The sequence below is a fragment of the Bradyrhizobium sp. SZCCHNR1043 genome, assembly GCF_032489675.1.
Taxonomy (GTDB): Bacteria; Pseudomonadota; Alphaproteobacteria; order Rhizobiales; family Xanthobacteraceae; genus Bradyrhizobium.
This window is the reverse complement of record NZ_JAUEYN010000001.1, coordinates 251,548-278,214: the sequence shown is the minus strand read 5'-3', so window position 1 is coordinate 278,214 and position 26,667 is coordinate 251,548. Positions and strand designations below refer to the sequence as shown.

The following is a 26,667-nucleotide window of genomic DNA, read 5'->3' as shown; positions in this document are numbered from 1 at the left end:
TCATTTCGGCGGGTTGAACTTGACCGGCAGGATGAAGGAGAATTCGTCGTCGGTGAGGCCCGCGGGAGGCTTTGGCACGGGATCCGAACGGCGGACCATGCTGACGGCGGCCTGATCGAACTCCGGATCGCCGGACGTTTCCCTGACGTCCACCGAGACGACACGGCCGAGCCGGTTGAGCACGAGCGCCAGCTTGAGCTGGGCCGCAACCTTCTTTCCGGATGGATACTTCTTGTGCAGTTCGAAATAGGCGCTGATCTTGCGGCCCCAATTGGCCGTCAGCCTTTGCACGTCCTTGCCGATGCCGGCATTCGGCGCTTTGGTCTTCTCGGCTTCAGGAACCTTCTCGTCCAGGGCCTTGCGCGCCGTGTCCTCGGAGGCTTCCTGCGCCTCTGATGCCTGTGTCTGGACCGTCGCGACCTTCTGCTCCTCGGTCGGCTTCTTCACGTCGGAGGTCGTGACCTCGCGGTCGGCCTCCTCGGTCGTGGTCGGGACGTCCTTCTGGAGATCAGTCTGCTCGACCTCGGCCTTCTGCTCCTGCATCTGCGGAGCGGCGGTCTGCGCCACCGAGTCCTGTCCGACCGGAACCTCGTCGTTCTCGACCTTCGGCGAGCCCATGTCGATGTCGATGACCTCAGCGCCTGCCGCGCCGAGGCCGCCGGCGTCCTCGTCGTCCTTCAGATGCGTCAGCGCCAGTGCGGCGCCGCCGACATGCAGCATCAGCGCGCCCATGATGGCCAGAAACCACAGACGGCGCGAGGGGGAGTGCCCGATGTCGAGGTCGCTCATCACAAGTCGGCGCTCCTCACGGCTGCGCGGGCTGGGCCGGCGGCGCTGGCGCAGGTCCCTGGGCGGCCGCGGCTGGCGGCGCTTCCAGGGCCACAAGCTTGATCTTGGTGTAGCCGCCGGCGCGCAGCAGCTCCAGGACTCCCATCAGCTCGCCATAGGGCACCAGCTTGTCAGCGCGCAGGAAGATCGGCCGGTCCTTGGGCTGATCGGTCATGGCGTCGAGCTCGCGCACCAGGTCGACGCGTTTGACCAGGTTTTCCCCGATCGCCAGCGACAGGTCCGGCTTGATCGAGACATAGGTCGGCTTGTCCGGCTTCTTCTGCGGCGTGGCGCTGGAGGACGGCAGGTCGATCGGCAGGTCGACGGTCGACAGCGGCGCCGCCACCATGAAGATGATCAAGAGCACCAGGATGACGTCGATGAACGGCGTCACGTTGATGTCGTGGGTCTCGTCGAAATCGTCGTCGAGATCGCCTTCGGAGAGCGAAACGGCCATCGCCTGCTACTCCGCCGCGCGCACGTGAATGCCGACCTGGCTGCGGTCGAGATCACGCGACAGCAGGCGGCCGGCGGCGCCCGATGCGCGGTTGACGAGCTCAAGATAGCCCTTCGTCACGCGCGAAAAGTGATTGTAGATGATGACGGCAGGGATCGCGGCGGCAAGCCCGATCGCGGTCGCCAGCAGCGCCTCGGCGATGCCCGGCGCGACCACTGCGAGGTTGGTGGTCTGCGATTTGGAAATGCCGATGAAGCTGTTCATGATGCCCCAGACGGTGCCGAACAGCCCGACGAAGGGCGAGATTGCGCCGACGGTGGCGAGCAGGCCCATGCCGACGCGCACGCGCCGGGCCTCGGCACGCACGATCTCGGTGAAGCTCGAGGCCGCGCGCTCCTTGATGCCCTCATCGCTGTTCAGCCCTGCCGACAGCCGGGCCTCCGATATCGCCGCCTGCAGCAGTACCGCCGCAACGTTTCTTCCATGGCCGAGCGCGAGCTGCGCTTCCGCCAGCGACTTGGCGCCGGTGAGCTTGCGCAGCGCGCCGACGAGCCGCCGGCGCAGCACGGAAAACTCGATGCTCTTGGCAATCAAGATCGCCCAGCTCGCGACCGAAGCCAGCGCCAGCGCGATCATGACCGCTTTGACGACCATGTCGGCCTTGAGGAACATGCCGAGTGGCGACAGCTCGTCGAGTCCGGTGGCAACCGACTTGCCGCTTCGGGTGCCGCTCTCTGCGCCGGCCGGCGCAGCAGCCGTCAGCGCGGCCTGGACCGATGCCGGTGGTGCCATCGTGTGTGCCGTGCCCGGCGCCGTCGCGGACGGATCGGTCGAGACCGCCGGGGCGGACCTGGCCGGCTCCTGCTGCGCATATGCAGGTAGCCCCGCAGCAACAGACAGACATGACAGGACGATTGCAAACCTAACGAGGAACGATGTCATCATATCTCGGCCCATTAGACCTCGGCCCATTGCCGGATCAGATTGTGATAGATGCCGGTCAGCTTGACAGCATCGGGATCGTCCCTCCCGAGGCGTTCCGCCAAGCTCTGGATCGCCGTGTCCAGATCGAAGATCATGCTCCGGACGTGGGCATCCCGTATCATGCTCTGCATCCAGAAAAAAGAGGCGACCCGGGCGCCGCGCGTGACCGGCGTGACCATGTGAAGGCTCGATGACGGATACAGCACCGCGTGCCCCGCGGGCAACTTGACTTCGTGCGAGCCGTAGGTGTCCTCGATCACAAGCTCGCCACCGTCATAGCTGTCGGGCTCGGCCAGGAACAAGGTCATCGACAGATCGGTGCGGATGCGCAGGCCGGTCAGCGGATCGCCGCGCACGGCATTGTCGACATGGATGCCGAAATGGTCGCCGCGCGAGGCAGTGTAGCGGTTGAACAAGGGCGGAAAGATCTGCAGCGGGATCGCCGCCGACAGGAAGCGCGGATGCTTCGTCAACGCCTGGATGACGCGCTGGCCGAGCACCCGCGCCGCCTCGCCATCCGGCGGCAATTGCTCGTTGCGCTTGACCATGGCCGACTGCGCCCCGGCCGTCGAGCGGCCGTCCTCCCACTCCACCGCATCCATGATGCGGCGGAACTCGGCCACCTCGTCTTTCGACAGAACGTCGGGGATGCAGATCAGCATGATCAGAACTTCGCAGTGGTGACGATGTAGAAGGCGCGCCCCGGGGCCACGGCGACGAACGGCACCGCGCTCCGATACAGCGTGTCGTAGTACAGCTTGTTGGTCAGGTTCTGGGCATAAAGCTTCATGGTCCAGTGCGCGTCGAGCTTCTTCTCGACGAACGCGTCGAAGCGCCAGTAGCTCGGTAGCTCGTTGCCGGTGTTCGCCGCGAAGGTGCCGCCATAGACCTTGGAGCGGTAGACCGCCTGGCCGCCGATCTCCCAGCCATTGTCGAGCTTGTACTTCGACAGCATGCTGAACGACTGGTGGGCGATGTTGGCGAGCTGCAGGCCGATGTTGGAAGCGACGCCACTCTGCGTGACCTTCGACTGCATCAGCACCAGGCCGCCGAAGATGCTCCAGCGATCGGTGAGCTTGCCTTCCGCCTCGATGTCGATGCCCTGGATGCGGTAGGCCGCGCCCGAGGTGAGCAGGCCGCCGACGGTCTCGCGGGCATTGTCCTTGGTGGTCTGGAACAGCGCGGCTGAGACCAGCAGATGGCGGTCGACCAGCTCCCATTTGGTGCCGAGCTCGGCCGCCTTGTTGCGCTCGGGTCCGAGCAGGACCGCGGTGTTGGCGGGCACGCCGCCGTAATCGGTGCCGGTGGCGTCGAGTTCGGAGCCGAACGGATTGGCCGAGGTCGCATAGGCCGCGTAGATGCTGCCGATCGGCATCGGCTTGTAGACCAGGCCGACATTGTAGTTGACCAGATCCGCGTTCATCTTGAGGTATTTCGGCGAATTGGTCGACGAGCTCATGGTGTAGCCGTCATAGCGCACCCCACCGTTCAGGATGACCGTGTCCTGCCAGTTGGCCGTGTCCATGACGTAGACGCTGTTGGTGTTGACGCCGTAGCGCGTCGGGTTGCCGACCAGCGACGGCGTATTGCTGAATGGGATGTAGGTGTACTGCGGCGAGTACACGTTGACGCCGGTGACCGCGCCCGAGCTGGTCGAGCCGCCGCCGAACAGTTCGGACGAGAGGCCGGTGTAGCGATCGATCGAGATGTTCTCGTTCGAGAACTCGGTGCCGAGAACGGCGGTATGCTTGACGCCGCCGGTATCGAGCTTGAACGTGGCGTCGTTCTGGTTGGCCCAGACGTCCACCGTCTGATAGCGGCTCTGCGCGCTCGCCGTGGTGGTCCAGAGCAGCGGATTGGGACTGGTCGTGTTCGGATTCTGCGGCAAGGTGCCGATATAGTTGAGCAGCGAGTGCTCGCCGCGGAACTTGCTGCTGAGTGTGATCGCCTCGTTGACCTTGTACTCGGCCGCGGCAGTGCCGAAATCCTGCCGCGCCGTCTGGAAGTCGCGATTGAGGAAGCCATACCAGGTGCCGCGCGGAATGCCCGCGGAGGTCACGGGGACGTTGCCTCGCTTGTAGTAGGGTACGCCGAAATCCGGATAACCCGACAGATCGGTATGGACATAGTTCGTCGTGATCTTGAGATCGTCGATCGGCGTCCACTTGGTCGAGAGGAAGGCGCCCCAGCGGTCGTCGGTGACGAAGTTGCGCCCCGCCACATTGGAGTCCTGGAACAGGCCGCCGGTGCGCACCGAGAAGGTTGGCGAGATCACCTGGTTCACGTCGAGCGTGACGCGCTTCTGCTGGTCGGTGCCGAACTCGGTATCCATCCGCTTGAAGTTCGTATCGCCAGCCTGCTTGGTGACGATGTTGATGGCGCCGCCGGCGGTGCCGCGTCCGGCATAGGACGAGGCCGGACCGCGCAGGATCTCGATCTGCTCGGTGAAGAAGTTCTCGCGGATCGACACGGCGGGATCACGGATGCCGTCGATGAAGACGTCGTTGCGGGCATCGAAGCCGCGAATGAAGAAGCGGTCGCCGAACGCATTGCCGCCTTCGCCCGATCCGAGCGTGACGCCGGCGGTCGAGCGGCCGATCTCCTTGAGCGCCGTGATGTGCTTGTCCTGCAGCACCTCCTTGCTCATCACCGTGATGGTCTTGGGCGTATTCAGGAGCGGCTCAGGAAACTTGCCCGACGCCTGCACGCGGTTGACCTTGTAGGGCTCGGCTGCGTCCGCGTAGGGGTTGGCGTCCGGCGCGGACAGCCCGCCTGCGTTCGGGAACGCCACCGCGGCCTGCTGCGCCGCCTGCTGACGGGCCGCCGCGCGGCGTAGGGCATTGCGCGCGCGGACCTGCTCGGCGGTCGGCTTGGAGGACGTCGGCTTGGCGCGCGCGATCGGCGCATCGACGTTGACCGGGGGCAGGTCGGAAGCCGGCTGCGCCTCGGCCGAGGACATCGATGCCACCGCCATCAGCCCGGCCATCGCCGACACCTTGGTGACGGAGGGCCCCTCTCCTCGTCCGTCATTGAACTTCATCGCTGCGACCCCACGCAGCGAACGCGGTGCTCTCACCTGTCCCATTTTATTTTCACGCGCCCCAGATTTTTTCATTCCACATCGCGAACGCGGATCATTTGCGCTGCAACGATGTGTCGTTGGTATCGGGCGCGTTTCAGGGGGTCAATTTGAGGAGCCCTAATTTGGCCTTGAATAGTTCCAGATCAAAACAATTCTAAAACGCTCAACTAACAACATGCGAAACTTGAAATCGTTCTAAACAGCGCGAATTGACTCGCGCTGCCGTCGAATCGCTGCGCTTGTCAATTCGACGAGCCAGCCGGCTCGTCGCTGCTCGGCGGCTTCATCAGCGAGAACAGCTCGTCCACGGTCTGCACCGCGATCTGGCGCACGCGATCGGAATCATCGACCCCCGCGATCCGCACGCCCTTGACGACGGCCCTGATCTCATCGCGAAAATCGGTCAGGAAGCGCAAGGGATCGCGCTGCTCGTTGGCGACGCGCGCGATCAGGCCGGTGACCAGGATCTGGCACGCGAGCATCTTTCCATTCAGTTCTTCCATCGTGAGCTCCCCATTCGCTATCGTCGCACGGCGCATCGTCGGGCGACGCAGCCTCGCTCCGGTTGAATCCTGCCCCTGCCCGACGGCGCCATGACGGCGGCCGGACTCATCGGCTTCTAATCAGCTCCCATCGGGCGCGACAAGACGGCGAGAATAGGTCGGAGTGCGGCTTTCGCACGAGAGACCCGCGCGGTCAGCGACAGATCCGGCGCGGCGCGCTGGCCGACGATGGCGGCAGAGGAATGCCGCAGACCGCCCTGCTCTCGCGCAGGCCGCACCGCGGCAATGGCAAGCTTCTGCGCCATTTTTCGCACTCAAGATGTTTTAGTATAACGACGCAACTCAAGATGGGATCAAGACGGTCCGCGCTGCGGCTCGGCTATTTGAGCGCGACCTCGGCTTTCGGATCGGATAGCGTCTTGATCCGATCCTTCAGGTCCCTGAGCGTGGACAGGCTGGTCGCGACGGCCTCGTCCGGAATGTCGTGCAGAACCTCGCCGGCAATCGCATCGCGCAGCTCGTCGAGATCATCGACGAGCTTTCGTCCCGCGGCGGTGAGATGGAGACGGTTCGCGCGGCGATCCCTCGGATCGTGCCGGCGCTCCAGCAGCCCCTGCTCGACCAGCCTGTCGAGCAGACGCACCAGCGAAATGGGCTGCAGTTCCAGCACTTCTGCGAGATCGACCTGTGACATCCCCTCATGCGCGCGCAGCCGAAACAGCACCACCCATTGTGCGCGGGTCGTGCCGCGCTGTTTGGCACGATGATCAATATAGTTGCGCAGGATGCGCGAGCTTTCGACAAGCTGCGCAACGAGCTGACGTCTCATATCCAGCGACATGGCTGTGAACTCCCTTGCGATCCCTCGAAGCTTGCCGATTGTTTAGGTTTGTCCACGCGCTCGTGTGTTTACACATTAATTGCGTGCGTACTATATCTGGCGTGCTGGGAATGGTTTTAAAGACCGGTTATCCTGTTCGTCTCAGCATGTGGGCCAGCATGAAGACATCGCGAACCATAGGTTGGATCCTGCTGCTGGCGGCTCTCGGCGGCGCCGGCTATTACGGCTGGCAGCGCTATCAGGGCGCTGAGGCAGCGAAGAAGACGGCTGCGCAGAAATCGGCCGGGCCGCAGGCCGTTCGAGTCTCGACCGTGCTGGTCCAGAAGACGGACTTCCCGGTCTTCCTCACCGGCCTGGGGACCGTGCAAGGCTTCAATACGGTCCAGGTCCGCACCCGCGTCGACGGCCAGATCGACAAGATCGCCTTCACCGAAGGCCAGCTCGTGAACGAGGGCGACCTGCTGGTCGAGATCGACCCGAGGCCGTTCCAGGCGGCGCTCGATCAGGCCAAGGCCAAGCGGGCGCAGGACGAGGCCAATCTCAACAACGCCAATCTCGACCTGCAGCGCACCACCAAGCTCGGCGAGTTCGCGACCCGGCAGCAGCAGGACACGCAGCGCGCCACCGTCGCGCAGCTCACCGCTCAGATCGCAGCCGACGACGCCGCGATCGCCAATGCCCAGACCCAGCTCAGCTACACGCAGGTCAAGGCGCCGATCTCCGGCGTCGCCGGCCTGCGCCAGGTCGACATCGGCAACATCGTCAATGCCTCGACCCAGACCGGCATCGTTTCGATCGCGCAGATCGAGCCGATTGCGGTGATCTTCACCGCGCCGGAGGAGCAGTTGCCCTATATCAACGAGGCGCAGAAGGTTGCTGCCCTGAAGGTGATTGCGCTCACCACCGACGGCAAGAAGCAGCTCGCCGAAGGCAAGCTGATGGTCGTGAACAACCAGGTCGACACGTCGAGTGGAACGATCCGGCTGAAGGCGGTGTTCGACAACAAGGACCACGTGCTGTGGCCTGGACAGTCGGTGTCGACGCGGCTCCTGGTGCGGACACTGAAGGACGCCACGGTGGTTCCCGACGACGCCGTCCAGCATTCGACCAACGGGCTCTATTCCTACACGGTGAGCCCGGACAACAAGGCCGAGCTGCGCAAGGTGAAGGTCGGCGTTTCGATCGATGGCCGTACCGTGGTCGAAGAGGGGCTGACCCCCGGCCAGCAGGTGATTACGGGCGGTCAATTCAAAGTGCAGCCAGGCTCGGTCGTGACCACCGCGGTGGCCAGCTCGGAGCCGGCGCCAGCTAAGGTCCGGCAGGAATGAACGGCGGCGGCATCTCGGCACCCTTCATCAAATACCCCATCGGTACCTCGCTGCTGATGGCGGGCATCCTGTTCATCGGCCTCGTCGCCTATCCCCTGCTGCCGGTCGCGCCGCTGCCGCAGGTCGACTTCCCGACGATCCAGGTCACGGCCAACCTGCCGGGCGGCAGCCCCGAGACGATGGCAACCTCGGTCGCCCAGCCGCTGGAACGGCAGTTCGCCCAGATCCCGGGCATCGCCCAGATGACCTCGACCAGCTACCTGGGCACCGCATCGGTCACGATCCAGTTCGACCTCAATCGCAGCATCGACGGCGCCGCCAACGACGTCCAAGGCGCAATCAATGCCGCCTCCGGCCAGCTGCCGAAGAATCTGCCGTCGCCGCCGACCTACCGCAAGGTCAACCCGGCGGACTCGCCGATCCTGCTGCTGTCGGCGACCTCCGAGACGCTGCCGCTGACCACCGTCAGCGACGCGGTCGACGCCGGTCTCGCTCAGCAGATCAGCCAGATCTCGGGCGTCGCCCAGGTGATCATCGGCGGCCAGCAGAAACCATCCATCCGCATCCAGATCGACCCGGCCAAGCTCGTCGCCAAAGGGCTGTCGATGGAGGATGTGCGCAGCCAGATCGCGATCACCACGGTCGACGCGCCCAAGGGCAACATCGACGGCGAGCGGCGGGCCTATACGATCTACGCCAACGACCAGCTCACCGAGTCGAAGGACTGGAACGACGTCATCATCGCCTACCGCAATGGCGGCCCGCTGCGCATCCGCGACATCGGCAAGGCTGTGACCGGGGCCGAGGACGCCAAGCAGGCGGCTTGGGCCAATGGCAAGCGCGGCGTGTTCCTGGTGATCTTCAAGCAGCCCGGCGCCAACGTCATCGAGACCGTTGACCGCATCAAGGGGCTGTTGCCGCGGCTGGTCGCGGCGATCCCACCGGCGATCAAGATCGATCTCATCTCCGACCGGACCACCACCATCCGCGCCGCCGTTGAGGACGTTCAGTTCACGCTGATCCTGACCATCTTCCTGGTGGTGATGGTCATCTTCATCTTCCTGCGCAGCTTCTGGGCGACGGTGATCCCGACCATCACAGTGCCGCTGGCGTTGCTCGGCGCCTGCGCGATGATGTGGGGGGTTGGCTACACGCTCGACAATCTGTCGCTGATGGCACTGACGATCGCGGTGGGCTTCGTGGTCGACGACGCCATCGTCATGCTCGAGAACATCTCGCGTTATGTCGAGGAAGGCGAATCGCCGATGGCCGCCGCCTACAAGGGCGCCAAGGAGATCGGCTTCACCATCGTCTCGATCTCGATCTCGCTGGTCGCGGTGCTGATCCCGCTGCTGCTGATGGGCGGCATCATCGGCCGGCTGTTCCGCGAATTCGCGGTCACCCTGGCGATGACCATCTTCGTCTCGATGATCGTGTCGCTGACGCTGACGCCGATGATGGCCTCGCGCTTCCTGCGCAACGAGCACGCCGCGCAGCACGGCAAGTTCTATCAATGGAGCGAGGCCGCGTTCGACGCGATGCTGCGCGCCTATGAGAAGGGGCTCGATGTGGCGCTGCGCTGGCGCTTCGCCACCTTGATGGTGTTCTTCGCCACGCTCGGATTGTCGGTCTATCTGTTCATCCTGATCCCGAAGGGCTTCTTCCCGCAGCAGGACGTCGGCCTGATCACCGCGACCTCGGAGGCCTCCCAGGACATCTCGTTCAAAGCGATGCAGTCGCGCCAGGAGGCGCTCGCCAACATTGTAATGGCCGATCACGACGTCGCCAGCGTGGCCATGGCAATCGGCGGCTCCGGCCGCGCCGGCAACAACGGCAACATGTTCATCACGCTGAAGCCGCGCGAGGAGCGCAACGCGACGGCGCAGCAGATCATCACCCGCCTGCGGCCGCAGCTCGAGAAGGTCGAGGGTGCGCGGCTCTACATGCAGGCAGCGCAGGACATCCGGCTCGGCGGCCGCCCGTCCCGCACCCAGTTCGAGTTCACCTTGCAGGATCCCAACGTCGCAGAGCTGAACGAATGGGCGCCGAAGATCCTTGAGAAGATGCGTTCGCTGCCGCAGCTGCGCGACGTCGCCACCGACCAGCAGGCCGACGGCACCACCGTGCAGCTCACGATCAACCGCGACACCGCCTCGCGGTACGGCATCTCGCCGCAGCTGATCGATGACACGCTGTATGACGCGTTCGGCCAGCGCCAAGTCGCGCAGTACTTCACCCAGCTCAACTCCTACCGCGTGATCCTGGAGATCCTGCCTGAGCTGCAGGGCAACATCGACACGCTCAACAAGCTCTACGTGAAATCGCCGACCACCGGCGACCAGGTGCCGCTCTCGACCTTCGCCAGTTGGACCAACGTGCCGGTGCGGCCGCTGTCGATCAGCCACCAGGGCCAGTTCCCGTCGATCACGATCAGCTTCAACCTCGCCCAGGGCGTCGCGCTCGGCCAGGCCACCGATGCGGTGCAGCGCGCGATGGTCGAGCTCGGCGCGCCGGCAACCTTGAACTCGAGCTTTCAGGGCACTGCGCAGGCGTTCCAGCAGTCGCTGTCGACCGTGCCGCTCTTGATCCTCGCCGCCCTCGTCGTGGTCTATCTGATCCTCGGCATCCTCTACGAGAGCTACATCCACCCGATCACGATTCTCTCGACGCTGCCCTCGGCCGGCGTCGGCGCGCTCGCGATCCTGATGGCGTTCGGCTACGATTTCAGCCTGATTGCGCTGATCGGGGTCATTCTGCTGATCGGCATCGTGAAGAAGAACGGCATCATGATGGTCGACTTCGCCATCGCCGCCGAACGTGACCAGCATCTGCCGCCGGAGCAGTCGATCCGCCAAGCCGCCCTGCTGCGCTTCCGTCCGATCATGATGACGACCATGGCCGCGCTGCTCGGCGGCGTGCCCCTGATGCTCGGCAACGGCACCGGCTCGGAGATCCGCCAGCCGCTCGGCTATGCGATGGTCGGCGGCCTCATCGTCAGCCAGATGCTGACGCTGTTCACGACGCCGGTGGTCTATCTCTATCTCGACAAGGTCAACAACGCCTTCGCGCGCTGGGGCCGCACGCATATCGACCACGAGCCCGAGACCGCAGCGGCAGGTCCGGTCAAGGAAGCGGCGGAATAATCCGCCGCTTCTTTTCGCCTACTGCCGCGCCATCTCCGCGTTGGACACGCCCTCGCCGACGCCATGCCGTTCCGCCCGGTACAGCCGGAACAGCTTCTTGCGATTGACCAGATAGCCCTCCCGCTTGAGCAGGACGTGCAGGCGACGATAGCCGAAGCGGCGGCGCTCATGGGCGATCGCCCTCATGCGCTGCCGCAGCCCGGCATCATCGGCCCGGCTCGTTTGATATCTGACCGTCATGCGGCAACATCCGATGGCTTTACACGCCCGCCGTTCGCTCATCCCGTGAACACCCATGAGATGTGCGACAGCTTTCCGCTTCGCAGCGGGCGTCACCACTTCTTTCCCAGGAGATCCTTCAGCGCTGCATTGTCCAGCATGGCGTCCGCCAGCAGCCGCTTGAGCCGCGTGTTCTCGTCCTCCAGCGTCTTCAGCCGCTTGGCCTCCGAGACGTCCATTCCGCCGAACTTGGCCTTCCACTTGTAGATGCTGGCGTCGCTCACGCCATGCTTGCGGCACAGATCGGCGACCGGAACGCCGGCCTCGTGCTCTTTCAAAATCCCGATGATCTGCTCTTCCGTAAAGCGGCTGCGCTTCATGCTCTGGTCCTCGTTGGAGCCAGAACGAACTTCAAGCTGGATTAAGCCCGAGGGGCAAGGTCAACCAGATCGCCAACGACATCGGCATGTCCCGGCAGAACGTCGAGCACTACATGCGGTTCAAGGACCAGATGAAGGTCAGGGTAGATGGTCAAAAGCGACTGCGCCTAATCAACAACTCGAGCGCCGTCTAACTAGTCTCATTGAACGGGACACTGGATTAGGTTGCATTCTCTGGTGTCGCTACCCACTGCCGCCGTGGCTGCATCCGGGGCCGGAGGCAATAGGCAATCCATCATCGAGAGACCGCTTGCGAATCCGCAGGTTTGATAGAGCTTGTTATGTCATTTCCGAGCTTTGGTAGGCCTCCGGGTGGAACCCGACACGTGGCCTCCATTTTGACCCCTGGTGTGAGACCGATCGCTCCAAAGCTACCGCTTGATTTGATCTCCATTGAATATTGATGTGATAGCACGTCTTCATATGTCACTAAGTAATCGACTCCGGTTTTGAATACGGCCGGATCTACGTTCTGAAACATTACGAAGAGAATGCCAGGCAGCATTGCGCCCGTTTGAATCGGGGTCAGGCTCTTCTCGAGGAGACTATCAACCTTGTGAAAAGTGACTGCTTCCGGTTGACCCGGAACCGTCGATGGAATGTTGTTGAATACAAAGTTGTCGGGCATTGTAGGAAAAACAGCGTCATAAATCCTACCATTCGATCTTGCTGATACTCTCCAGTTCTTGACGATCGTCTGCATCGATCCCGTATTGACTACGTTAAGCGCAAGCACAGCAATCGTATTGCGCTCGTCCTGGCCGGCATTTCCAGCCATCACGCTTTGAATCCCACCAGACAACTGGGGTCGCGGAGATCGCGTCCCAACTGAAAAGATCAGCAGCAAGAAAAGGACGAAGGATGTAGCGCCGAACGCAATTTGCTGCTTCCGATCCTTGAGTTTGCCGAAGGCTAGTCGGATCATTCCACCCAGCGCCGTCGACATGATTAGGGGCACGAGAATATAGTTCAAGAAGATCCCAGCCGCGAGGCTGGCAGTAAAGCGCTCAAACCAGTCCATTGGAGTCCCCCTCAACGCCTTCGCCGGGAATATGGGGCTGCGCCTCCGGAACCGCGAGTGTTGGAATTTTACACTCGGCGAGTTTTCCACCACTGGCAGGTTGAAAAAAGGGGACTGGACCGCGAACAGCTAGGCGGCTATATGGGCGCTGCGTTGGGGCTGATTTGCAAAACTTCTGGCCCTGATTGCAAAACTTCCGAAAAAATCACTGCGATATCAGTGACTTCGGTGGGGAATGGTGTAACGGTAGCACAACAGACTCTGACTCTGTTTGTCTTGGTTCGAATCCAGGTTCCCCAGCCATTTCGGCGCTGACCCACTATTCTTGAGGTCAGCCGGTTTCGACTCGCGAACGAAATGTCACCCCGTTGTCGCGCACACTTCGTCCCGTCACTGCACCTCGGCGTCTCCGCGCACTTCGTCCTCGGAGAGCTTTCTCGATCGCAGCGGTGCCCTGTTCTTCCAGATCCTCCAGCGCGATGCTTGCGATGGCGGATGGTCGACACCGCCTGACCCGGCGCCGAATTGCCGGGAACACAGTCCTCCCGATTGCGAATCGGCGAAAACAAAACAACCATTGCGAGCGATGAAGCGCTCCCCGGAGGATTGCACTTGCAGAGCAGCGTTGGCTCCCGCGCCTTTCAAAACGCAAGGCTGCAGAAGCGCGCCAAGAAGCAGGCGGACGTGCTGTTGCCAGCGGCGGTCAAGGCCTACCGCGAAGGCCGACATCCGGAAGCTCAGGCACTGTGCCAGCAGATCCTGCAGGACCTGCCGCATCATTTCGGCGCCCTGCATCTGCTCGGCGTGTCCGAACGGGATTGCGGCCGTTTCGACCAGGCGGTGCTCGTCCTGACACGCGCGGTCGAGATCGACCCGCGCTCGGCCGAAGCCCAGTCCGATCTCGGTCTGTCGCTGTTCCGGCTCGGCCGCTATCAGGAGGCCCGCGCTCGTTACGAACGCGCCGTCGAACTCCAGCCGAACTTCCCGGCCGCGCTCACCAATCTCGGCACTACGCTGATGAGCCTCTCGCGTTTCGAGGAGGCGATTGCTGCGCATGACCGCGCCATCGCGCTGAAGCCCGGCTATGGCGACGCCCACGCCAATCGCGGGATGGCGCTGCTGCTCACGGGCCGGTACGAGGACGCCGGCCAGAGCTTCGATCGCGCGCTTGCACTGCAGCCGCGGTTGCTGACGGCCCTGTTCGGCAAGGGCCTGGTCAGCATGAACCTGCGGAATTTCGATGCTGCACTGGCGGCGCTGACTGCGGCGCTGGCCATCAATCCGAATGCGGCCCCTGCCCTCGCCCAGCGCGGGCGGGCCTATCAGGAGCAGGGCAAGTTCGACGAGGCAGAAGCCGATTTTGACGCGGCACTGGTCCTCGAACCGTTGCTCGAAGACGCCCTGCGCGGCAAGGCCACAGTTTCGCTCGTGCGCGGCAACATCGCCCTGGCGATCTCGTTCGTCGACAAGATCCTGGCGCAGAACCCGAAGCAGGAGAGCGCCTGGACCCTGCTCGGGGTCTGCTCTGCGATGCAAGGCGACATCGCCACGGCAATCTCAGATTACGACCGCGCGCTCGCGATCAACCCGAACTACGAGGACGCGATCACCAAGAAGATCTTCGCGCTGGATTTCCTGCCCGAGATCGGAGTCGAACGTCTCCAGGCAGAACGGAGATATTGGTGGGAAGCGATCGGCTCGCGATTACCCCGTGTCCAACTCGGTGGGCGAGATCTCGACCCCGATCGGCAGCTTGTCGTGGGCTACGTCTCCTCCGATTTCCGCGAGCATTCGGCGGCTCTCGGCTTCCTGCCGATCCTGCGCCATCACGATCGCGCCAAGTTCGAAATCATCGCCTATTCCTGTTCGCCGGCAAAGGACGCCAAGACGGAGTTGTGCCGTTCGCTGGTCGATCGCTGGGTCGACGCCTGGCAGTTGACCGACGAGAGGCTCGCCGAGCAGATCCGGGCCGACAAGGTCGACATCCTCGTCGACCTCTCGGGGCATTCCGCCGGCCATCGGCTCACCTTGTTTGCGCGCAAGCCCGCCCCGATCCAGGTCTCCGCCGTCGGCAGCGTCACCGGCACGGGGCTGCCAGTGATGGACTATCTGCTGGCCGATGCGGTGACGATCCCGGCCGCGGTCCGGCATCTGTTTGCCGAAAGGATCTACGACCTACCGTCGCTGATCACGATCGAACCGCCGCCGCCAATTCCACCGTCGCCGCTGCCCATGCTTCGCAACGGTCACGTCACCTTCGGCTCATTCAATCGCGCCGACAAGTTTTCGGAGCCCACTCTGGCTCTATGGTCGAAGCTGATGGCTGCGACGCCGGGCTCTATGATCGTCGTCAAGAACCATGCGATGAGCGATCCCCTGCTGCGCGACCGATTGATCGCCCGCTTCGTCGCCCACGGCATCGCCGCGGAACGCCTCCGTTGCGTCGGAAAGACGTCGCGCGAGGAGCATCTTGCGATGTTCGCCGATATCGACATCGCACTCGATCCGTTCCCGCAAAATGGCGGCATATCGACGTGGGAGTCACTGCAGATGGGCGTGCCTGTCGTCACCAAGCTCGGCAGCCCCCCCTCGGCACGCGCCGGCGGAGCGATCGTCAAGGCGGTCGGCCTCGACGCGTGGGTCGCCGATGACGACGAAGGCTATCTCGCGGCAGCGCTGAAATTCTGCTCCCGCCCCAGCGAGCTTGCCGAGCTCCGCGCTGAGCTGCCGGCCAGGGTATTGAATTCAACCGCCGGAAACGGCGCGCTCTACACGCAGCATGTGGAGCAGGGATACCGGACGTTCTGGCGTGACTATTGCGCACGAGCGACGACCGGCTAGCGCTTGAATCAGATCTCGTCCGGCCGGCACAGCGTCGCGCCCGTGCGCCGTTCGACCCATGCCGACGCTTGCGGTGCATCGATGACGCAGTCCCGCCGATCATCGTCGGCTCGCCGTCACGATTCCGCCAACGTGCGCCCGATCACGGAATTAACCCGTCATTCACCACGATCCTCATCCAGCCGGAACGATGCAATTTGCTTCAAATTGTCTGGCCAGGGAGACGTGACATGACCAAGCTGACGGACCTCGACGACCAGATTGAGCGGGCCGAGCGGCTCGAGCGGAGCATCACGGACACGCTGACGATCGAGCGGCTGCGCCAATTCGCGGCCAAGTGCCGGCGCGAGCGCGAGCGGCTGTCGCGGCACCGGCAGCACGCGGCCTGAGGGGTTTGATCCGCTTCCGTCGGCGGCGGACGCGGCCGCTCACGAGCAGGTCGTCACCATGTTGGTGCAGAGCTGCCGGGTCCAGCCGACGCCTTTCTTCATGCGGATCTTGGCGAAGTCGCCGAAGCAGCCGAGCAGTTCGACAGCCTGGTCGCCGTTCGCATGCGGATCGAGCTTCGGGCTCGAGGCGGCATGGTCGCGATAGATCACCGCACCGTTCTGCAGGCCGCCGACGCCCACCACGCTCCGATGCACGAAGCCCCTGCCCTGAAAGATCACGCTCTCCTTGCCCTGATCGACGTCGTTCAGCACAGCCCGGTCGATCTCGAACCAGTCGCCCTGCTGCGCGGTGAGATGCACGACGATCCAGCCGTCGCTGGTCGGATTCTTCAGCGCCTTGATGATGCTGCCGCCCGGCTCCGCGCGGACATTGGCGCCGTTCGGATCGCGGTCGGCGATGTCGACCTCGACGTTGCAGGCTTCGCGATGAGGCGCCTGCGCAGCGGCCACGCTCGGCGCCGCGAGCAGCGCCGTCAGCAACAGAATTTTCGTCAGCGTCATGCGGTCAACCGGCCTCGGATTCCTCTCGGATTGGTCGTGCCGCGAGCGCCGCAGTTCAACGCCGCGCGATAGGCGACTGCGCCGGGCCCGCCATGCGCATCGGCTGCCTCGATGGAGCCTGGCCATGGGTGCGGCCCTCACGCAAGACTGCCTGCTTCATTCGAGAAGGTGTTATGCTTGCACGAAGCTGACCCGAAAAAAGTCGTCAGATGCGTGAACGCCCCTCCGCCCGCCTGCTGGTGCTCGATCCCCACGACAGGCTTCTGCTGTTCAAGTTCGTCCACCTTGCCGGCGCGCTGACTGGGACGCAGTTCTGGGCCACGCCGGGCGGCGGCGTCCATCCAGGCGAGAGCTACGAGGCCGCAGCCTGCCGCGAGATGTTCGAGGAGACAGGCATTTGCATCGACGACCCTGGGCCGCAGATCGCGCAGCGCTTGGTCACCTTCACGATGGTCGATGGCGAGGAGGTCAGCTCGGACGAGCGCTATTTCCTCGTCAGAGTTGCGCGCGCCGACCTGTCGTCGATGCACTGGACCGAACTCGAGCGCGCCGCGATTGCAGGACAGCACTGGTGGCGGCAGGCCGAGCTCGCGGAAGCGGCCGACACCGTCCACCCCGAGGACATCATCGACATATTGACGCGTGCACGCGTGTGGTGACGGCTCCCTGCTACAGCCGTCCGCCCGCAAGCGCCGCAGCGCGCGGGCGGCCGACATCATCGAGCACATGCGGCATCGGGGTCACCGGGAAGACCGCGTTGATCTGGCCCGTCCCCGACGACGGGAAGAACGGCGTCACCACCTCGACGCCGCGGTCGTAATGGTTCCAGCCGAGCGCGCCGAGCAGCATGGCTGTATCGTGCATGAAGCCCTCGCCATGGCCCTTGCTGGCATATTCCGGCAGCATGTCGCAGAAATCCGGCCACTCGCCGTGCTCCCACATCTGGATCACCTCGTGGTCGAGCCGTTCCAGGAACGGGCTGAACATGCGGTCGCGATATTCGTCGGCGGTGCCGTTCTGGGCAAAGCGATGGCTCAGCGAGCCCGAGGCGAAGAAGGCCACCGTGCCGTCGTAATGATCCTCGACCGCGCGGCGGAACGCCCAGCCGAGCTTGGCGCTGTCGGCGAGATAATGCGAGGTGCAGAGCGCCGAGACGGAGACGACCTTGAAGTGGCGGTCGGGGTTCATGTAGCGCATCGGCACCAAGGTGCCGTATTCCAGCGCCAGCGACGTCGCATCGTGGGCCATGGTGGCAACGCCATGGGCGTTGGCGCCCTCGGCCAGGATGTGGCCGAGCTCCGGGTTGCCGTTGTATTCATACGTCATGTTGGCGATGAAGTGCGGCAGCTCGTTGGAGGTGTAGAGCCCCTCGAAATGCGGCGCGCAATTGATGTGGTAGCCGGCATTGACCAGCCAATGGGTGTCGAACACGACGATGGTGTCGACGCCGGCCTCGCGGCAGCGCCGGCCGATCTCGATATGACCGTCGATCGCCGACTGTCGCTTGCCCTTGGCCGGACCATCCAGCTCGCTGAGATACATCGACGGCACATGCGTGATCTTGGCCGCCAGTGCGAGCTTGCCCATCCTCTCGTCTCCCTTCCGGTCGTTCCCCGGTCCGGCATCGCCGACCGTTTGCTTGGGAGGCAGATTACCCCTGCAGCTCCGCGAAAAAAAGGGCCGCGCGCGCGGCCCTTCCTCGGCGTCCAATCCATCGTCTGTCCCATGATCATGGGACAGCGCGGCGCGCTTGCGCGACTCCGCGCCCGGTCAGGCAGCCTTGATGTCGATGGTCTTGGCGGCCTTCTGCACCTCGGGCTTCTTCGGCAGGGTGACCTTGAGCACGCCCTGCTTGAACACGGCCTCGATCTTGTCGGTGTCGACGCCGTCAGGGATCTGGAAGGAACGTTCGAAGGATCCGAAGCTGCGCTCACGGACGTAATAGTCCTTCTTCTTCTCCTCCTTCTCCTCCTGCTTCTCGCCCTTGATCGAGAGCACGCCGCTCGCAACTTTCACCTCGACGTTCTTCTCGTCGAGGCCCGGCAGCTCAGCCGTGACCTCATAGGCATTGTCGTGCTCGGCGACGTCAACCGCCGGCACGGCAAAGGACCGTGCGCGGGCCAGACCCGGCAGTTGGTCGAACAGCGACGGCGTGCGCCAGATCCCGCCATGGAAGTCCTCGAACACGCGATCGATCTCGCGGCGCAGGTTCTCGAACGGCCGCCATCCCTGCATGGATGGCGCACCTGCTTTCTCGGTGTTGACGGGCAGCTTGGTAGGTTCAGCCATGACATCATCCTCCTGCTTCACGCGAGGATCAGGTCTGCCGCGGCATGGGCGCGACCATTGCGTTCGACGAGATCGGCCGGCATCCGCTCCCTCGCGCTTGACGGGAAAAATATTGCAGGCACGCCCCGGTTCCAGATTGATTGCGATCAAATCGCTGAGCGGCCCGGGACGCACTCCGATCGGCACGGGATCATTCAAAGGAGCCTCGACGGTCCATCCACGCCGGCGCCCCAGAGCTGAAGAGCCTTACAGGAAGAGCCTCCAGGAAGAGCCTTGGAGATGGTGAACCGGACGTTAATCCGAGCGGCTCGCGCGACGCTTTAGGGAAGGATGCAGAAAGCCTTATGCCGCAAGGTGTTAGGCGCCATTGAGAAGGTGCATTCGCAACGCTCCGCGCGCCCCTCCGGACCGCCGGGCTGGGCGGCAGCACGTTCACAAACATTGCCCGCTTAACAAATTTTCCAGTCCCAGCAGAGAAGGTGTCAGCTCAACAATTCACCACAGGTTTCATGACCGTGACATCCTTCGGACGCGTGATCTCGGTGCGGGGCTCCCAGGCCCGCGTCGGCATTCTGTCGACCCAGCAGATGACCGTTTCCGATATCCGCGCCACAGTCGGCCGTTTCATCAGCATTCGCTGCCCGAGCGCCACGATCATTGCGATCATCACCGAGGTGACCAGCGAAGACCTGTCGCATGCCAGCGAATACGTCGCGACGGCGTCGGTGGACCTGCTGGGCGAGATCCTCGGACCGGCCGAACGGCCCAAGTTCCAGCGCGGCGTCACCCACTACCCGACCATCGGCGACGCCGTCGACATGATCACGAGCGAGGAGCTGCGCACGATCTACACGCCGACCGCCGGCGACCACATCGACATCGGCGCGCTGCAGCAGGACACCTCCGTGCGCGCCTGTGTCAACGTCGAGGAAATGCTGTCGAAACACTTCGCCGTGCTCGGTTCGACCGGCGTCGGCAAATCGACGGGCGTGTCGCTCTTGCTCAACGAGATCCTCAAGGCGCGGCCGAACCTGCGCATCTTCCTGCTCGACGTCCACAACGAATATGGCCGCTGCTTCGGCGAGCGCGCGCTGGTGCTGAACCCCCGCAATCTGAAGCTGCCGTTCTGGCTGTTCAATTTCGAGGAGATCGTCGACGTCCTGTTCGGCGGCCGGCCCGGCGTGCCGGAGGAGCTCGACATCCTCGCCGAGGTGATCCCGCTGGCGAAGGGCATCTACACCCAATACCAGAATACGGACCGCATCGGGCTCAAGCGCGTCGATCCCAAGATGGTCGGCTACACCGTCGATACGCCGGTGCCCTACCGCCTTGTCGACCTCATCAACCTGATCGACGAGCGCATGGGCAAGCTGGAGAACCGCTCCTCGCGCATCATCTATCACAAGCTGATCTCGCGCATCGAGACCGTGCGCAACGACCCGCGCTACGCCTTCATGTTCGACAACGCCAATGTCGGCGGCGACACCATGGCGGAGGTCATCAGCCATCTGTTCCGCCTGCCGGCCAACGGCCGCCCGATGACGGTGATGCAGCTCGCCGGCTTCCCGGCCGAGGTCGTCGATTCCGTCGTCTCGGTCGTGTGCCGCATGGCGTTCGATTTCGGCCTGTGGAGCGACGGCGTCTCGCCGCTGCTGTTCGTCTGCGAGGAAGCGCACCGCTACGCCTCCGCAGACCGTTCGATCGGCTTCGGTCCGACCCGCAAGGCGATCTCGCGCATCGCCAAGGAAGGCCGCAAATACGGCGTCTATCTCGGCCTGATCACCCAGCGGCCGGCCGAGCTCGACGCCACCATCATCTCCCAGTGCAACACGCTGTTCACGATGCGCCTCGCCAACGAGCGCGACCAGTCGCTGCTGCGCTCGGCGGTCTCCGACGCCGCCGCCAACCTGCTCTCCTTCGTTCCCTCGCTCGGCACCCGCGAGGTGCTGGCCTTCGGCGAAGGCGTCGCGCTACCAACCCGACTGCGCTTCAAGGAGGTGCCGCTGCATCAATTGCCGCGCAGCGAGGCGACGATCGCGACTGTCCGCTCGGTCAATGCCGGACACGACATGCATTTCGTCAGTGCCGTGCTGGAGCGCTGGCGCGGAGCGACCTCGAGCCGCGACGCTGCGAGCGGCGACAGCGGCGCCGGCAGCCTCGGAGATCGCGGCAACCTGTCGGCCTCGCTGGACGCGCCGATGCTGCAGCCCTCGATGGGCCTCGATCCGGACCGCTTCTCGCTGCTGAAGAAGCCGCTGCGCTAAATACGGCGGCGGCCCCTCTCAAATCTCGATCGACGACGCCTTCGAGAAGGTGTCGCGGGCATTCCGCCACGGGGCGAGGTGATGGGCTGAGCTGGAACGTTGCGCCTGCGCCGCGATCCACTAAGGTTCGTCCCCTGCCACACATGCCGGACCCGTTGCCATGACCCAGCCCGCCATCAGCCGCTTTCCCGTTCCCGCAATCGAAGCCCTGCCGGACGACATCCGCACCCGGCTGCTCGGCGTGCAGGAGAAGAGCGGCTTCGTGCCCAACGTGTTCCTGACACTCGCGCACCGGCCGGACGAGTTCCGCGCGTTCTTTGCGTATCACGACGCGCTGATGGAGAAGGACGGCGGGCTGACCAAAGCCGAGCGCGAGATGATCGTTGTCGCGACGTCGAGCGCCAACCAGTGCCAGTACTGCGTGATCGCGCACGGCGCGATCCTGCGCATCCGCGCCAAGAATCCCCTGCTCGCCGACCAGATCGCGATCAACTACCGGAAAGCGGACATCACGCCGCGGCAGCGGGCGATGCTCGATTTCGCAATGAAGGTGGCGCTGGAAGCGCAGACGGTCGGGGACGCCGATTTCAAGGCGCTGGCCGGCCACGGTTTCAGCGACGACGACATCTGGGACATCGCCGCAATCGCGGCGTTCTTCGCGTTGTCGAACCGGATGGCAAATGTCACGGGCATGCGGCCCAACGACGAGTTCTATCTGATGGGGCGGCTGCCCAAGGCGAAGTGAGCCAGTCAGTCGTCCGACGCGGGTCCGCACCAGCCGGGCAGATAGACGGCGTCGTGGCTCTTTGCGGCCGCCAGCGCGTGCTCCATGGCGGCGGCGAAATGGGTCTCGACCGTCTTGCGCTTGACCTTGCGGCGCAGGAAGTCGGCCCATAGGAACTCGCTGAACGGCGTCGTGTCCTTGGCAAAGCCGCCGGCGCGGCGCAACTCGCCGGCCAGGCTGCGGAACGGATCGTCCTTCATATCCGCGACGGTCTTCGGCAGGTCCTTGAAATGCCGCCGCTCGCCCTTGGCGTCGTAAGGATAGGCCCAACGCTTGTTGTCCATCACGCCCCAGAACGCCTCGCGATCGACCATCGACAGATCGCCGATCACCGTGACCAGCACGTCCTTGACGCCCTCGTCATGGAGCGCGCGGGCGAGGTGATGGTGGTCGACGACGTAGTGCCGCTGGTCGGGACCGAGCACCACCGGGATCATGTGCTTGCCGAGCAGCTCGGCCTGCTTCTTCTTCGACTTGTGCTCGCGCCAGCGCTCGCGCTTCTCCTTCACTTCGCGCATGCCGACGGTCATCTGCGTCGGGCGCAGCGACAGGATCGGCACGGGATGAAGCAGCGGCTCGCGGGTATTGGCCATGGCCTGGGCTCCCGGGGGATGATCAGCATTATGCCACGCCTGCCGAGCCGTTCCAGTGCATCTGCCCGTAGCTGCGACGCCGTTCGGACCGGCCGCGGCAGGTTCCAATCACCCGCGGAGCGGGCACCGATTGGATGGATCCGAGGAGGGAGATGTTTTGCTGATGCAGCTCAATTGTGGCAAAGTTTCTTTGTGAGAGGTTGGGCCCGCGTGCTAAAAAGGACCATCGGAGTCGAGGCATGAAGTCCCAGCGCCCCATTGCAGCGGAGGAGGAGCATCGCGTGGTGCCGTTCCGGCCGCGCAGCAGTCCGGTGCGGCGCGTGACCGAGGGCGGCAGCCCACCGATTCAGCTGCATCGGCGCGAGCGGCCGACACTCGATCTCTCCCGATATGAGCAGCCGCGCGAAGAGCCCGACGATTTCCGGCACCGCATCCTGGCCAACATCGCGGCGATCGCCTTCACGGTCGCGTTGACCGCGATCGGCATCTGGCTGGCGATGAGCATTGCCGACCTGCGCAAGACCCAGGACTGCCTGCTGACCGGACGGCGCGACTGCGCCCGCATCATCACCGAGACCTACACGCCCTGATCCCTGCTGGACGCCTCTCGGCCGCCAGCGGCGGAGCATCACAATCCCGCCACAACCGCCGTGTCCGGCTCCATTGAACTCACCGCGTCGCTCCGATATACGGGCACACGACTCCCGGGCGGCGGGGGGGTAGAAGGGCTCGCATCAGACGGCCCCGGGGGCGCGGTGTCCTCCCGTCGCCACCTACCGGATTAGCTCCAAAATATCAAAGGCTTAGTGATGTCCTCAACATTCGATCAGGTCGCCACGATCATCGCTGAAACCTGCGACATCCCGCGCGACACGATCACGCCGGATAGCCACGCCATCGACGATCTGGGCATCGACAGCCTCGATTTCCTCGACATCGCGTTTGCGATCGACAAGGCCTTCGGGATCAAGCTGCCGCTCGAGAAGTGGACGCAGGAAGTCAACGACGGCAAAGCCAGCACCGAGCAGTATTTCGTGCTGAAGAACCTGTGCGCCCGCATCGACGAGCTGGTCGCCGCCAAGGGCGCCTGAGCGCCCGCCATGCAAATCGAATATTTCCTGCTCATCGACCGCATTCTTGACCTCCGACTGGACGAGAAGGCCATCACTGTCGAAGCCAAGGTTCCCACCGAGAGCACGATCTTCGAAGGACACTTTCCGGGCTATCCGATCATGCCCGGTGTTCTCTTGATCGAGTCCATGGCCCAGACGTCCGGCTGGCTGCTGCTCGCGCTGATGAAGTTCGAGCGGATGCCGTTCCTCGCCGCCGTGAAGGAAGCCAAGATGCGCGGCTTCGTGTCGCCGGGCGAGGTGCTGACCGTCGAGGCCAACGTGCTGCACGAGGGCTCCGGCTACGCCGTGACCGAAGCGCGCGTGAAGGTCGGCGGCAAGCTGCGCTCGAACGCGACGATCACTTTCAGCCACGTCCCCTTCCCCAATCCGGAGCTGCGCGGACACATGGACGCCGTCGCCGAGCGCGTCGGCTTTCCGCAACAGGTCCTGCAGCGATGAGTGAGACGACAGCCGTGACCTCCAATCCCGTCGAAGTCTGGATCACCGGTATCGGTCTTGCGACCTCACTTGGCGAGGGACTCGATGCGAACTGGGACGCCCTCAACTCCGGCCAGATCAACATCGACGAGCAGGGTTTCGCGCCCTACATCGTGCATCCCTGGGCCAAGGTGAATCTGGAAGCGCAGATCCCCAAGAAGGAGCAGCGCCAGATGGAGGCGTGGCAGCGCATCGGCACCTATGCCGCCGGGCTGGCGCTGGATTCCGCCGGCCTCAAGGGCAACAAGGACATCCTGTCCCGGATGGACATGATCGTGGCCGCGGGCGGCGGCGAGCGCGACATCTCCGTCGACATCGCGATCCTCAACGCGGAAGCCCAGGGCAATTGCACGCCCGGCTTCCTGAACGACCGGCTGATGAACGACCTGCGCCCGACCCTGTTCCTGGCGCAGTTGTCCAACCTGCTCGCCGGCAACATCGCGATCTCGCACGGCGTCTGCGGCACCTCGCGCACCTTCATGGGCGAGGAGGTTGCGGGCGTCGACGCCTTCAAGATCGCGCTGGCCCGCATCGCCGGCGGCCAGAGCGACATCGCGCTGGTCGGCGGCTCGCACAATGGCGAGCGCAAGGATCTGCTCGTGCTGTACGAGTTCGGCGACTACAATCTGAAGAACGAGTTCAAGCCGGTCTGGGCCCGCAAGGACCATCCGGGCTTCGCGCTCGGATCGGCCGGCGCGTTCCTGGTGCTGGAATCCAAGCCGCATGCCGAGGCCCGCGGCGCCAAGCCGCTGGCGCGGCTCAGCAAGGTCGTCGCCGACCGCGCCCGCCGCAAGGAGGCAGGTGCCGTCACCGGGACGCTCGACCGCCTTTGGTCGGCGCTGGACGTGCATGACGCGCCGGGCGCGATCATCACCGGCGCGACCGGTGCCGAGCCCGTGACGTCGGAGGAACGCGCGTTCCTCGACCATCACAAATCCTACGCCGTGCGCTCGAGCGGCACCCGCTTCGGCCACACGATGGAGGCGCATTTCGCGCTCGATCTCGCGCTGGCGGCGCTGTCGATCTCGCGCGGTGCCCTGTTCGCACCGGGCGACTCCTCGGGCGTCGAGGCGGACATGAAGGAGGCTCCGACCCAGATCGTAGTGGTCGGCGCCGGCCATTACCGCGGCGAAGGCATGGCCTTGGTCGAAGCAGTCAAGTGAACGCGGCTCGGCAGACCGATTCACGACGGGGGACATCATGAGTGTACGCGACAAGTTTGGACGTCCCATCGTGGTCGTGACCGGGATGGGGATCGTCACCTCGCTCGGGGCCGGCAAGTCGGACAATTGGAACAAGCTCGTTGCGGGCGAGTCCGGCATCCGCACCATCACGCGCTTCCCGATCGACGGCCTGAAGACGACGATGGCCGGCACGGTGGACTTCGTTCCCGTGGCCCCGTTCACGTCGACGGGTCTGTCCGAACGGCTGGGCCACATGGCCGTTGAGGAAGCCATCGCGCAGGCCGGGATCGGCTCCAAGGGCGACTTCCCGGGGCCGCTGTTTCTCGCCGTCGCCCCGGTCGAGATCGAATGGCCGCAGCGGCTCGAGCTCGCGCACGAGGTCGGCGGCACCCAGTTCACCTATGACGACCTGCTGAAGGTCTGCGGCGGCGGCAAGTTCGTCAACTATCACCACCGCTTCCTGTTCGGCTCGGTGGCGGATTCGCTGTCGGACACATTCGGCACCAAGGGCTCGCCGATCTCGCTGTCGACCGCCTGCGCCTCGGGCGCGACCGCGATCCAGCTCGGCGTCGAAGCCATTCGACGCGGTGAGACCGACGTCGCGCTGTGCGCCGCCACCGAGGGCTCGGTCAATCCGGAGGGGCTCGTGCGCTTCTCGCTGCTGTCGGCGCTGTCGACCCAGAACGACCCGCCGCAAGGCGCCTCGAAGCCGTTCTCGAAGAACCGCGATGGCTTCGTGATGGCCGAGGGCGCCGGGGCGCTGGTGCTGGAGAGCTATGATGCGGCGGTCGCGCGCGGCGCCAAGATCCTCGGCGTCGTCGCCGGCTGCGGCGAGCTGACCGACTCCTTCCACCGCACCCGCTCCTCGCCGGACGGCAAGCCGATCATCGGCTGCATCCGCAAGGCGCTGGCCGACGCCGGCATGGCGCCGGAGCAGATCGACCACATCAACGCCCACGGCACCGCGACGCCCGAGAACGACAAGATGGAATATGTCGGCGTCTCCGCGGTGTTCGGCGAGCACACCGGCAAGATCCCGGTGTCGTCGAACAAGTCGATGGTCGGGCATACGATCTCGGCGGCCGGCGCGGTCGAGGCGATCTTCTCGCTGCAGACGCTCGAGCATCAGCGGATTCCGCCGACCATCAACTACGACATTCCGGATCCCGCGATCCTGTTCGACGTGGTCGGCAACAAGGCCCGCGACGCGCGGGTCACCACCGTGATGTCGAATTCGTTCGGCTTCGGCGGCCAGAACGCCTCGCTGATCCTGACGCGCGAACCGGCCTGATCCGCCGCTGCCATC

Annotated in this window: 25 protein-coding genes, 1 tRNA gene and 1 pseudogene; 13 read left to right on the top strand and 14 right to left on the bottom strand. The window is 64.3% G+C overall.

The window, feature by feature from the left end:
- The 8 genes from QX039_RS01105 to QX039_RS01070 form a co-directional block, all read right to left on the bottom strand.
- Nucleotides 1-789, bottom strand: coding sequence for a TonB family protein (locus QX039_RS01105; RefSeq protein WP_315739698.1), 789 nt, complete (start codon nucleotides 787-789; stop codon nucleotides 1-3).
- A 16-nt stretch (nucleotides 790-805) separates the two neighbouring features.
- Nucleotides 806-1,285, bottom strand: a complete 480-nt coding sequence (exbD, locus tag QX039_RS01100; protein WP_315739697.1) for a TonB system transport protein ExbD — start codon at nucleotides 1,283-1,285, stop codon at nucleotides 806-808.
- Between the two features lie 6 nt (nucleotides 1,286-1,291).
- Entirely contained in the window at nucleotides 1,292-2,230 is a 939-nt protein-coding gene (gene exbB / locus QX039_RS01095; protein WP_315739696.1) for a tonB-system energizer ExbB, read from the bottom strand.
- A gap of 11 nt (nucleotides 2,231-2,241) precedes the next feature.
- Nucleotides 2,242-2,931: a Fe2+-dependent dioxygenase gene (locus QX039_RS01090; RefSeq protein WP_315739695.1), complete on the bottom strand. Its 690-nt coding sequence runs from the start codon at nucleotides 2,929-2,931 to the stop codon at nucleotides 2,242-2,244.
- Nucleotides 2,932-2,933: 2 nt separating this feature from the next.
- Nucleotides 2,934-5,354: a TonB-dependent receptor gene (locus QX039_RS01085; protein ID WP_315739694.1), complete on the bottom strand. Its 2,421-nt coding sequence runs from the start codon at nucleotides 5,352-5,354 to the stop codon at nucleotides 2,934-2,936.
- 239 nt (nucleotides 5,355-5,593) lie between these two features.
- On the bottom strand, nucleotides 5,594-5,854 hold the full coding sequence (locus QX039_RS01080; RefSeq protein WP_315739693.1) for a hypothetical protein: 261 nt from the start codon (nucleotides 5,852-5,854) through the stop codon (nucleotides 5,594-5,596).
- Nucleotides 5,855-5,970: 116 nt separating this feature from the next.
- The gene (locus tag QX039_RS01075) at nucleotides 5,971-6,159 is read right to left on the bottom strand and encodes a hypothetical protein (protein ID WP_315770906.1); all 189 of its coding nucleotides are present in this window, start codon (nucleotides 6,157-6,159) and stop codon (nucleotides 5,971-5,973) included.
- Nucleotides 6,160-6,233: 74 nt separating this feature from the next.
- Nucleotides 6,234-6,695 (bottom strand): MarR family transcriptional regulator, encoded by a 462-nt coding sequence (locus tag QX039_RS01070; protein ID WP_315739692.1) that lies wholly within the window; start codon nucleotides 6,693-6,695, stop codon nucleotides 6,234-6,236.
- A gap of 158 nt (nucleotides 6,696-6,853) precedes the next feature.
- On the opposite strand from QX039_RS01070, the gene QX039_RS01065 reads away from it, so the two are divergent.
- Both QX039_RS01065 and QX039_RS01060 read left to right on the top strand, forming a co-directional pair.
- Nucleotides 6,854-8,023, top strand: a complete 1,170-nt coding sequence (locus QX039_RS01065; protein WP_315739691.1) for an efflux RND transporter periplasmic adaptor subunit — start codon at nucleotides 6,854-6,856, stop codon at nucleotides 8,021-8,023.
- Nucleotides 8,020-11,166 carry a multidrug efflux RND transporter permease subunit gene (locus QX039_RS01060; protein ID WP_315739690.1) on the top strand — a complete coding sequence of 1,049 codons (3,147 nt, stop codon included), beginning with the start codon at nucleotides 8,020-8,022 and terminating at the stop codon, nucleotides 11,164-11,166. The genes QX039_RS01065 and QX039_RS01060 overlap by 4 nt, the downstream gene beginning before the upstream one ends.
- Before the next feature lie 66 nt (nucleotides 11,167-11,232).
- Here QX039_RS01060 and QX039_RS01055 read toward each other — a convergent pair.
- Nucleotides 11,233-11,765, bottom strand: a pseudogene (locus tag QX039_RS01055) (transposase); the annotation flags it as partial.
- Nucleotides 11,766-12,060: 295 nt separating this feature from the next.
- Nucleotides 12,061-12,846 carry a hypothetical protein gene (locus QX039_RS01050; protein WP_315739689.1) on the bottom strand — a complete coding sequence of 262 codons (786 nt, stop codon included), beginning with the start codon at nucleotides 12,844-12,846 and terminating at the stop codon, nucleotides 12,061-12,063.
- Nucleotides 12,847-13,075: 229 nt separating this feature from the next.
- Between QX039_RS01050 and QX039_RS01045 the strand changes: the two genes are divergently transcribed.
- From QX039_RS01045 to QX039_RS01035, 3 genes are all read left to right on the top strand, one after another.
- Nucleotides 13,076-13,149 (top strand) — tRNA-Gln (locus tag QX039_RS01045).
- 309 nt (nucleotides 13,150-13,458) lie between these two features.
- Nucleotides 13,459-15,687 (top strand): tetratricopeptide repeat protein, encoded by a 2,229-nt coding sequence (locus tag QX039_RS01040; protein WP_315739688.1) that lies wholly within the window; start codon nucleotides 13,459-13,461, stop codon nucleotides 15,685-15,687.
- Nucleotides 15,688-15,917: 230 nt separating this feature from the next.
- Nucleotides 15,918-16,076, top strand: coding sequence for a hypothetical protein (locus tag QX039_RS01035; protein WP_315739687.1), 159 nt, complete (start codon nucleotides 15,918-15,920; stop codon nucleotides 16,074-16,076).
- A 39-nt stretch (nucleotides 16,077-16,115) separates the two neighbouring features.
- Here the strand turns inward: QX039_RS01035 and QX039_RS01030 are convergent, their stop codons facing one another.
- Nucleotides 16,116-16,637 (bottom strand): hypothetical protein, encoded by a 522-nt coding sequence (locus QX039_RS01030; RefSeq protein ID WP_315739686.1) that lies wholly within the window; start codon nucleotides 16,635-16,637, stop codon nucleotides 16,116-16,118.
- A gap of 209 nt (nucleotides 16,638-16,846) precedes the next feature.
- Between QX039_RS01030 and QX039_RS01025 the strand changes: the two genes are divergently transcribed.
- A complete protein-coding gene (locus QX039_RS01025) occupies nucleotides 16,847-17,296 on the top strand; it encodes an NUDIX hydrolase (protein ID WP_315739685.1) in 450 nt (149 codons plus the stop codon).
- 10 nt (nucleotides 17,297-17,306) lie between these two features.
- Here QX039_RS01025 and hpaD read toward each other — a convergent pair whose 3' ends face one another.
- Together hpaD and QX039_RS01015 are read right to left on the bottom strand one after the other, a co-directional pair.
- Nucleotides 17,307-18,224, bottom strand: a complete 918-nt coding sequence (gene hpaD, locus QX039_RS01020; RefSeq protein WP_315739684.1) for a 3,4-dihydroxyphenylacetate 2,3-dioxygenase — start codon at nucleotides 18,222-18,224, stop codon at nucleotides 17,307-17,309.
- A gap of 183 nt (nucleotides 18,225-18,407) precedes the next feature.
- Entirely contained in the window at nucleotides 18,408-18,926 is a 519-nt protein-coding gene (locus tag QX039_RS01015; protein ID WP_315739683.1) for an Hsp20/alpha crystallin family protein, read from the bottom strand.
- A 509-nt stretch (nucleotides 18,927-19,435) separates the two neighbouring features.
- Between QX039_RS01015 and QX039_RS01010 the strand changes: the two genes are divergently transcribed.
- Together QX039_RS01010 and QX039_RS01005 are read left to right on the top strand one after the other, a co-directional pair.
- Nucleotides 19,436-21,190: an ATP-binding protein gene (locus tag QX039_RS01010; RefSeq protein ID WP_315739682.1), complete on the top strand. Its 1,755-nt coding sequence runs from the start codon at nucleotides 19,436-19,438 to the stop codon at nucleotides 21,188-21,190.
- A 160-nt stretch (nucleotides 21,191-21,350) separates the two neighbouring features.
- The gene (locus tag QX039_RS01005; RefSeq protein ID WP_315739681.1) at nucleotides 21,351-21,935 is read left to right on the top strand and encodes a peroxidase-related enzyme; all 585 of its coding nucleotides are present in this window, start codon (nucleotides 21,351-21,353) and stop codon (nucleotides 21,933-21,935) included.
- Between the two features lie 5 nt (nucleotides 21,936-21,940).
- On the opposite strand, the gene QX039_RS01000 is transcribed toward QX039_RS01005, so the two are convergent.
- Entirely contained in the window at nucleotides 21,941-22,567 is a 627-nt protein-coding gene (locus QX039_RS01000; protein WP_315739680.1) for a ParB-like protein, read from the bottom strand.
- A 239-nt stretch (nucleotides 22,568-22,806) separates the two neighbouring features.
- Between QX039_RS01000 and QX039_RS00995 the strand changes: the two genes are divergently transcribed.
- From QX039_RS00995 to QX039_RS00975, 5 genes are all read left to right on the top strand, one after another.
- On the top strand, nucleotides 22,807-23,157 hold the full coding sequence (locus QX039_RS00995) for a hypothetical protein (protein WP_315739679.1): 351 nt from the start codon (nucleotides 22,807-22,809) through the stop codon (nucleotides 23,155-23,157).
- Between the two features lie 219 nt (nucleotides 23,158-23,376).
- Nucleotides 23,377-23,658 carry an acyl carrier protein gene (locus QX039_RS00990; RefSeq protein ID WP_006609130.1) on the top strand — a complete coding sequence of 94 codons (282 nt, stop codon included), beginning with the start codon at nucleotides 23,377-23,379 and terminating at the stop codon, nucleotides 23,656-23,658.
- 9 nt (nucleotides 23,659-23,667) lie between these two features.
- Nucleotides 23,668-24,138, top strand: coding sequence for a 3-hydroxyacyl-ACP dehydratase FabZ family protein (locus QX039_RS00985; protein WP_315739678.1), 471 nt, complete (start codon nucleotides 23,668-23,670; stop codon nucleotides 24,136-24,138).
- Nucleotides 24,135-25,340 (top strand): beta-ketoacyl-ACP synthase, encoded by a 1,206-nt coding sequence (locus QX039_RS00980; protein ID WP_315739677.1) that lies wholly within the window; start codon nucleotides 24,135-24,137, stop codon nucleotides 25,338-25,340. Before QX039_RS00985 ends, QX039_RS00980 begins: the two co-directional genes overlap by 4 nt.
- Before the next feature lie 37 nt (nucleotides 25,341-25,377).
- Complete coding sequence (locus tag QX039_RS00975) at nucleotides 25,378-26,652, top strand: beta-ketoacyl-ACP synthase (protein ID WP_409997704.1); 1,275 nt, start codon at nucleotides 25,378-25,380, stop codon at nucleotides 26,650-26,652.
- Nucleotides 26,653-26,667 lie beyond the last annotated feature (15 nt).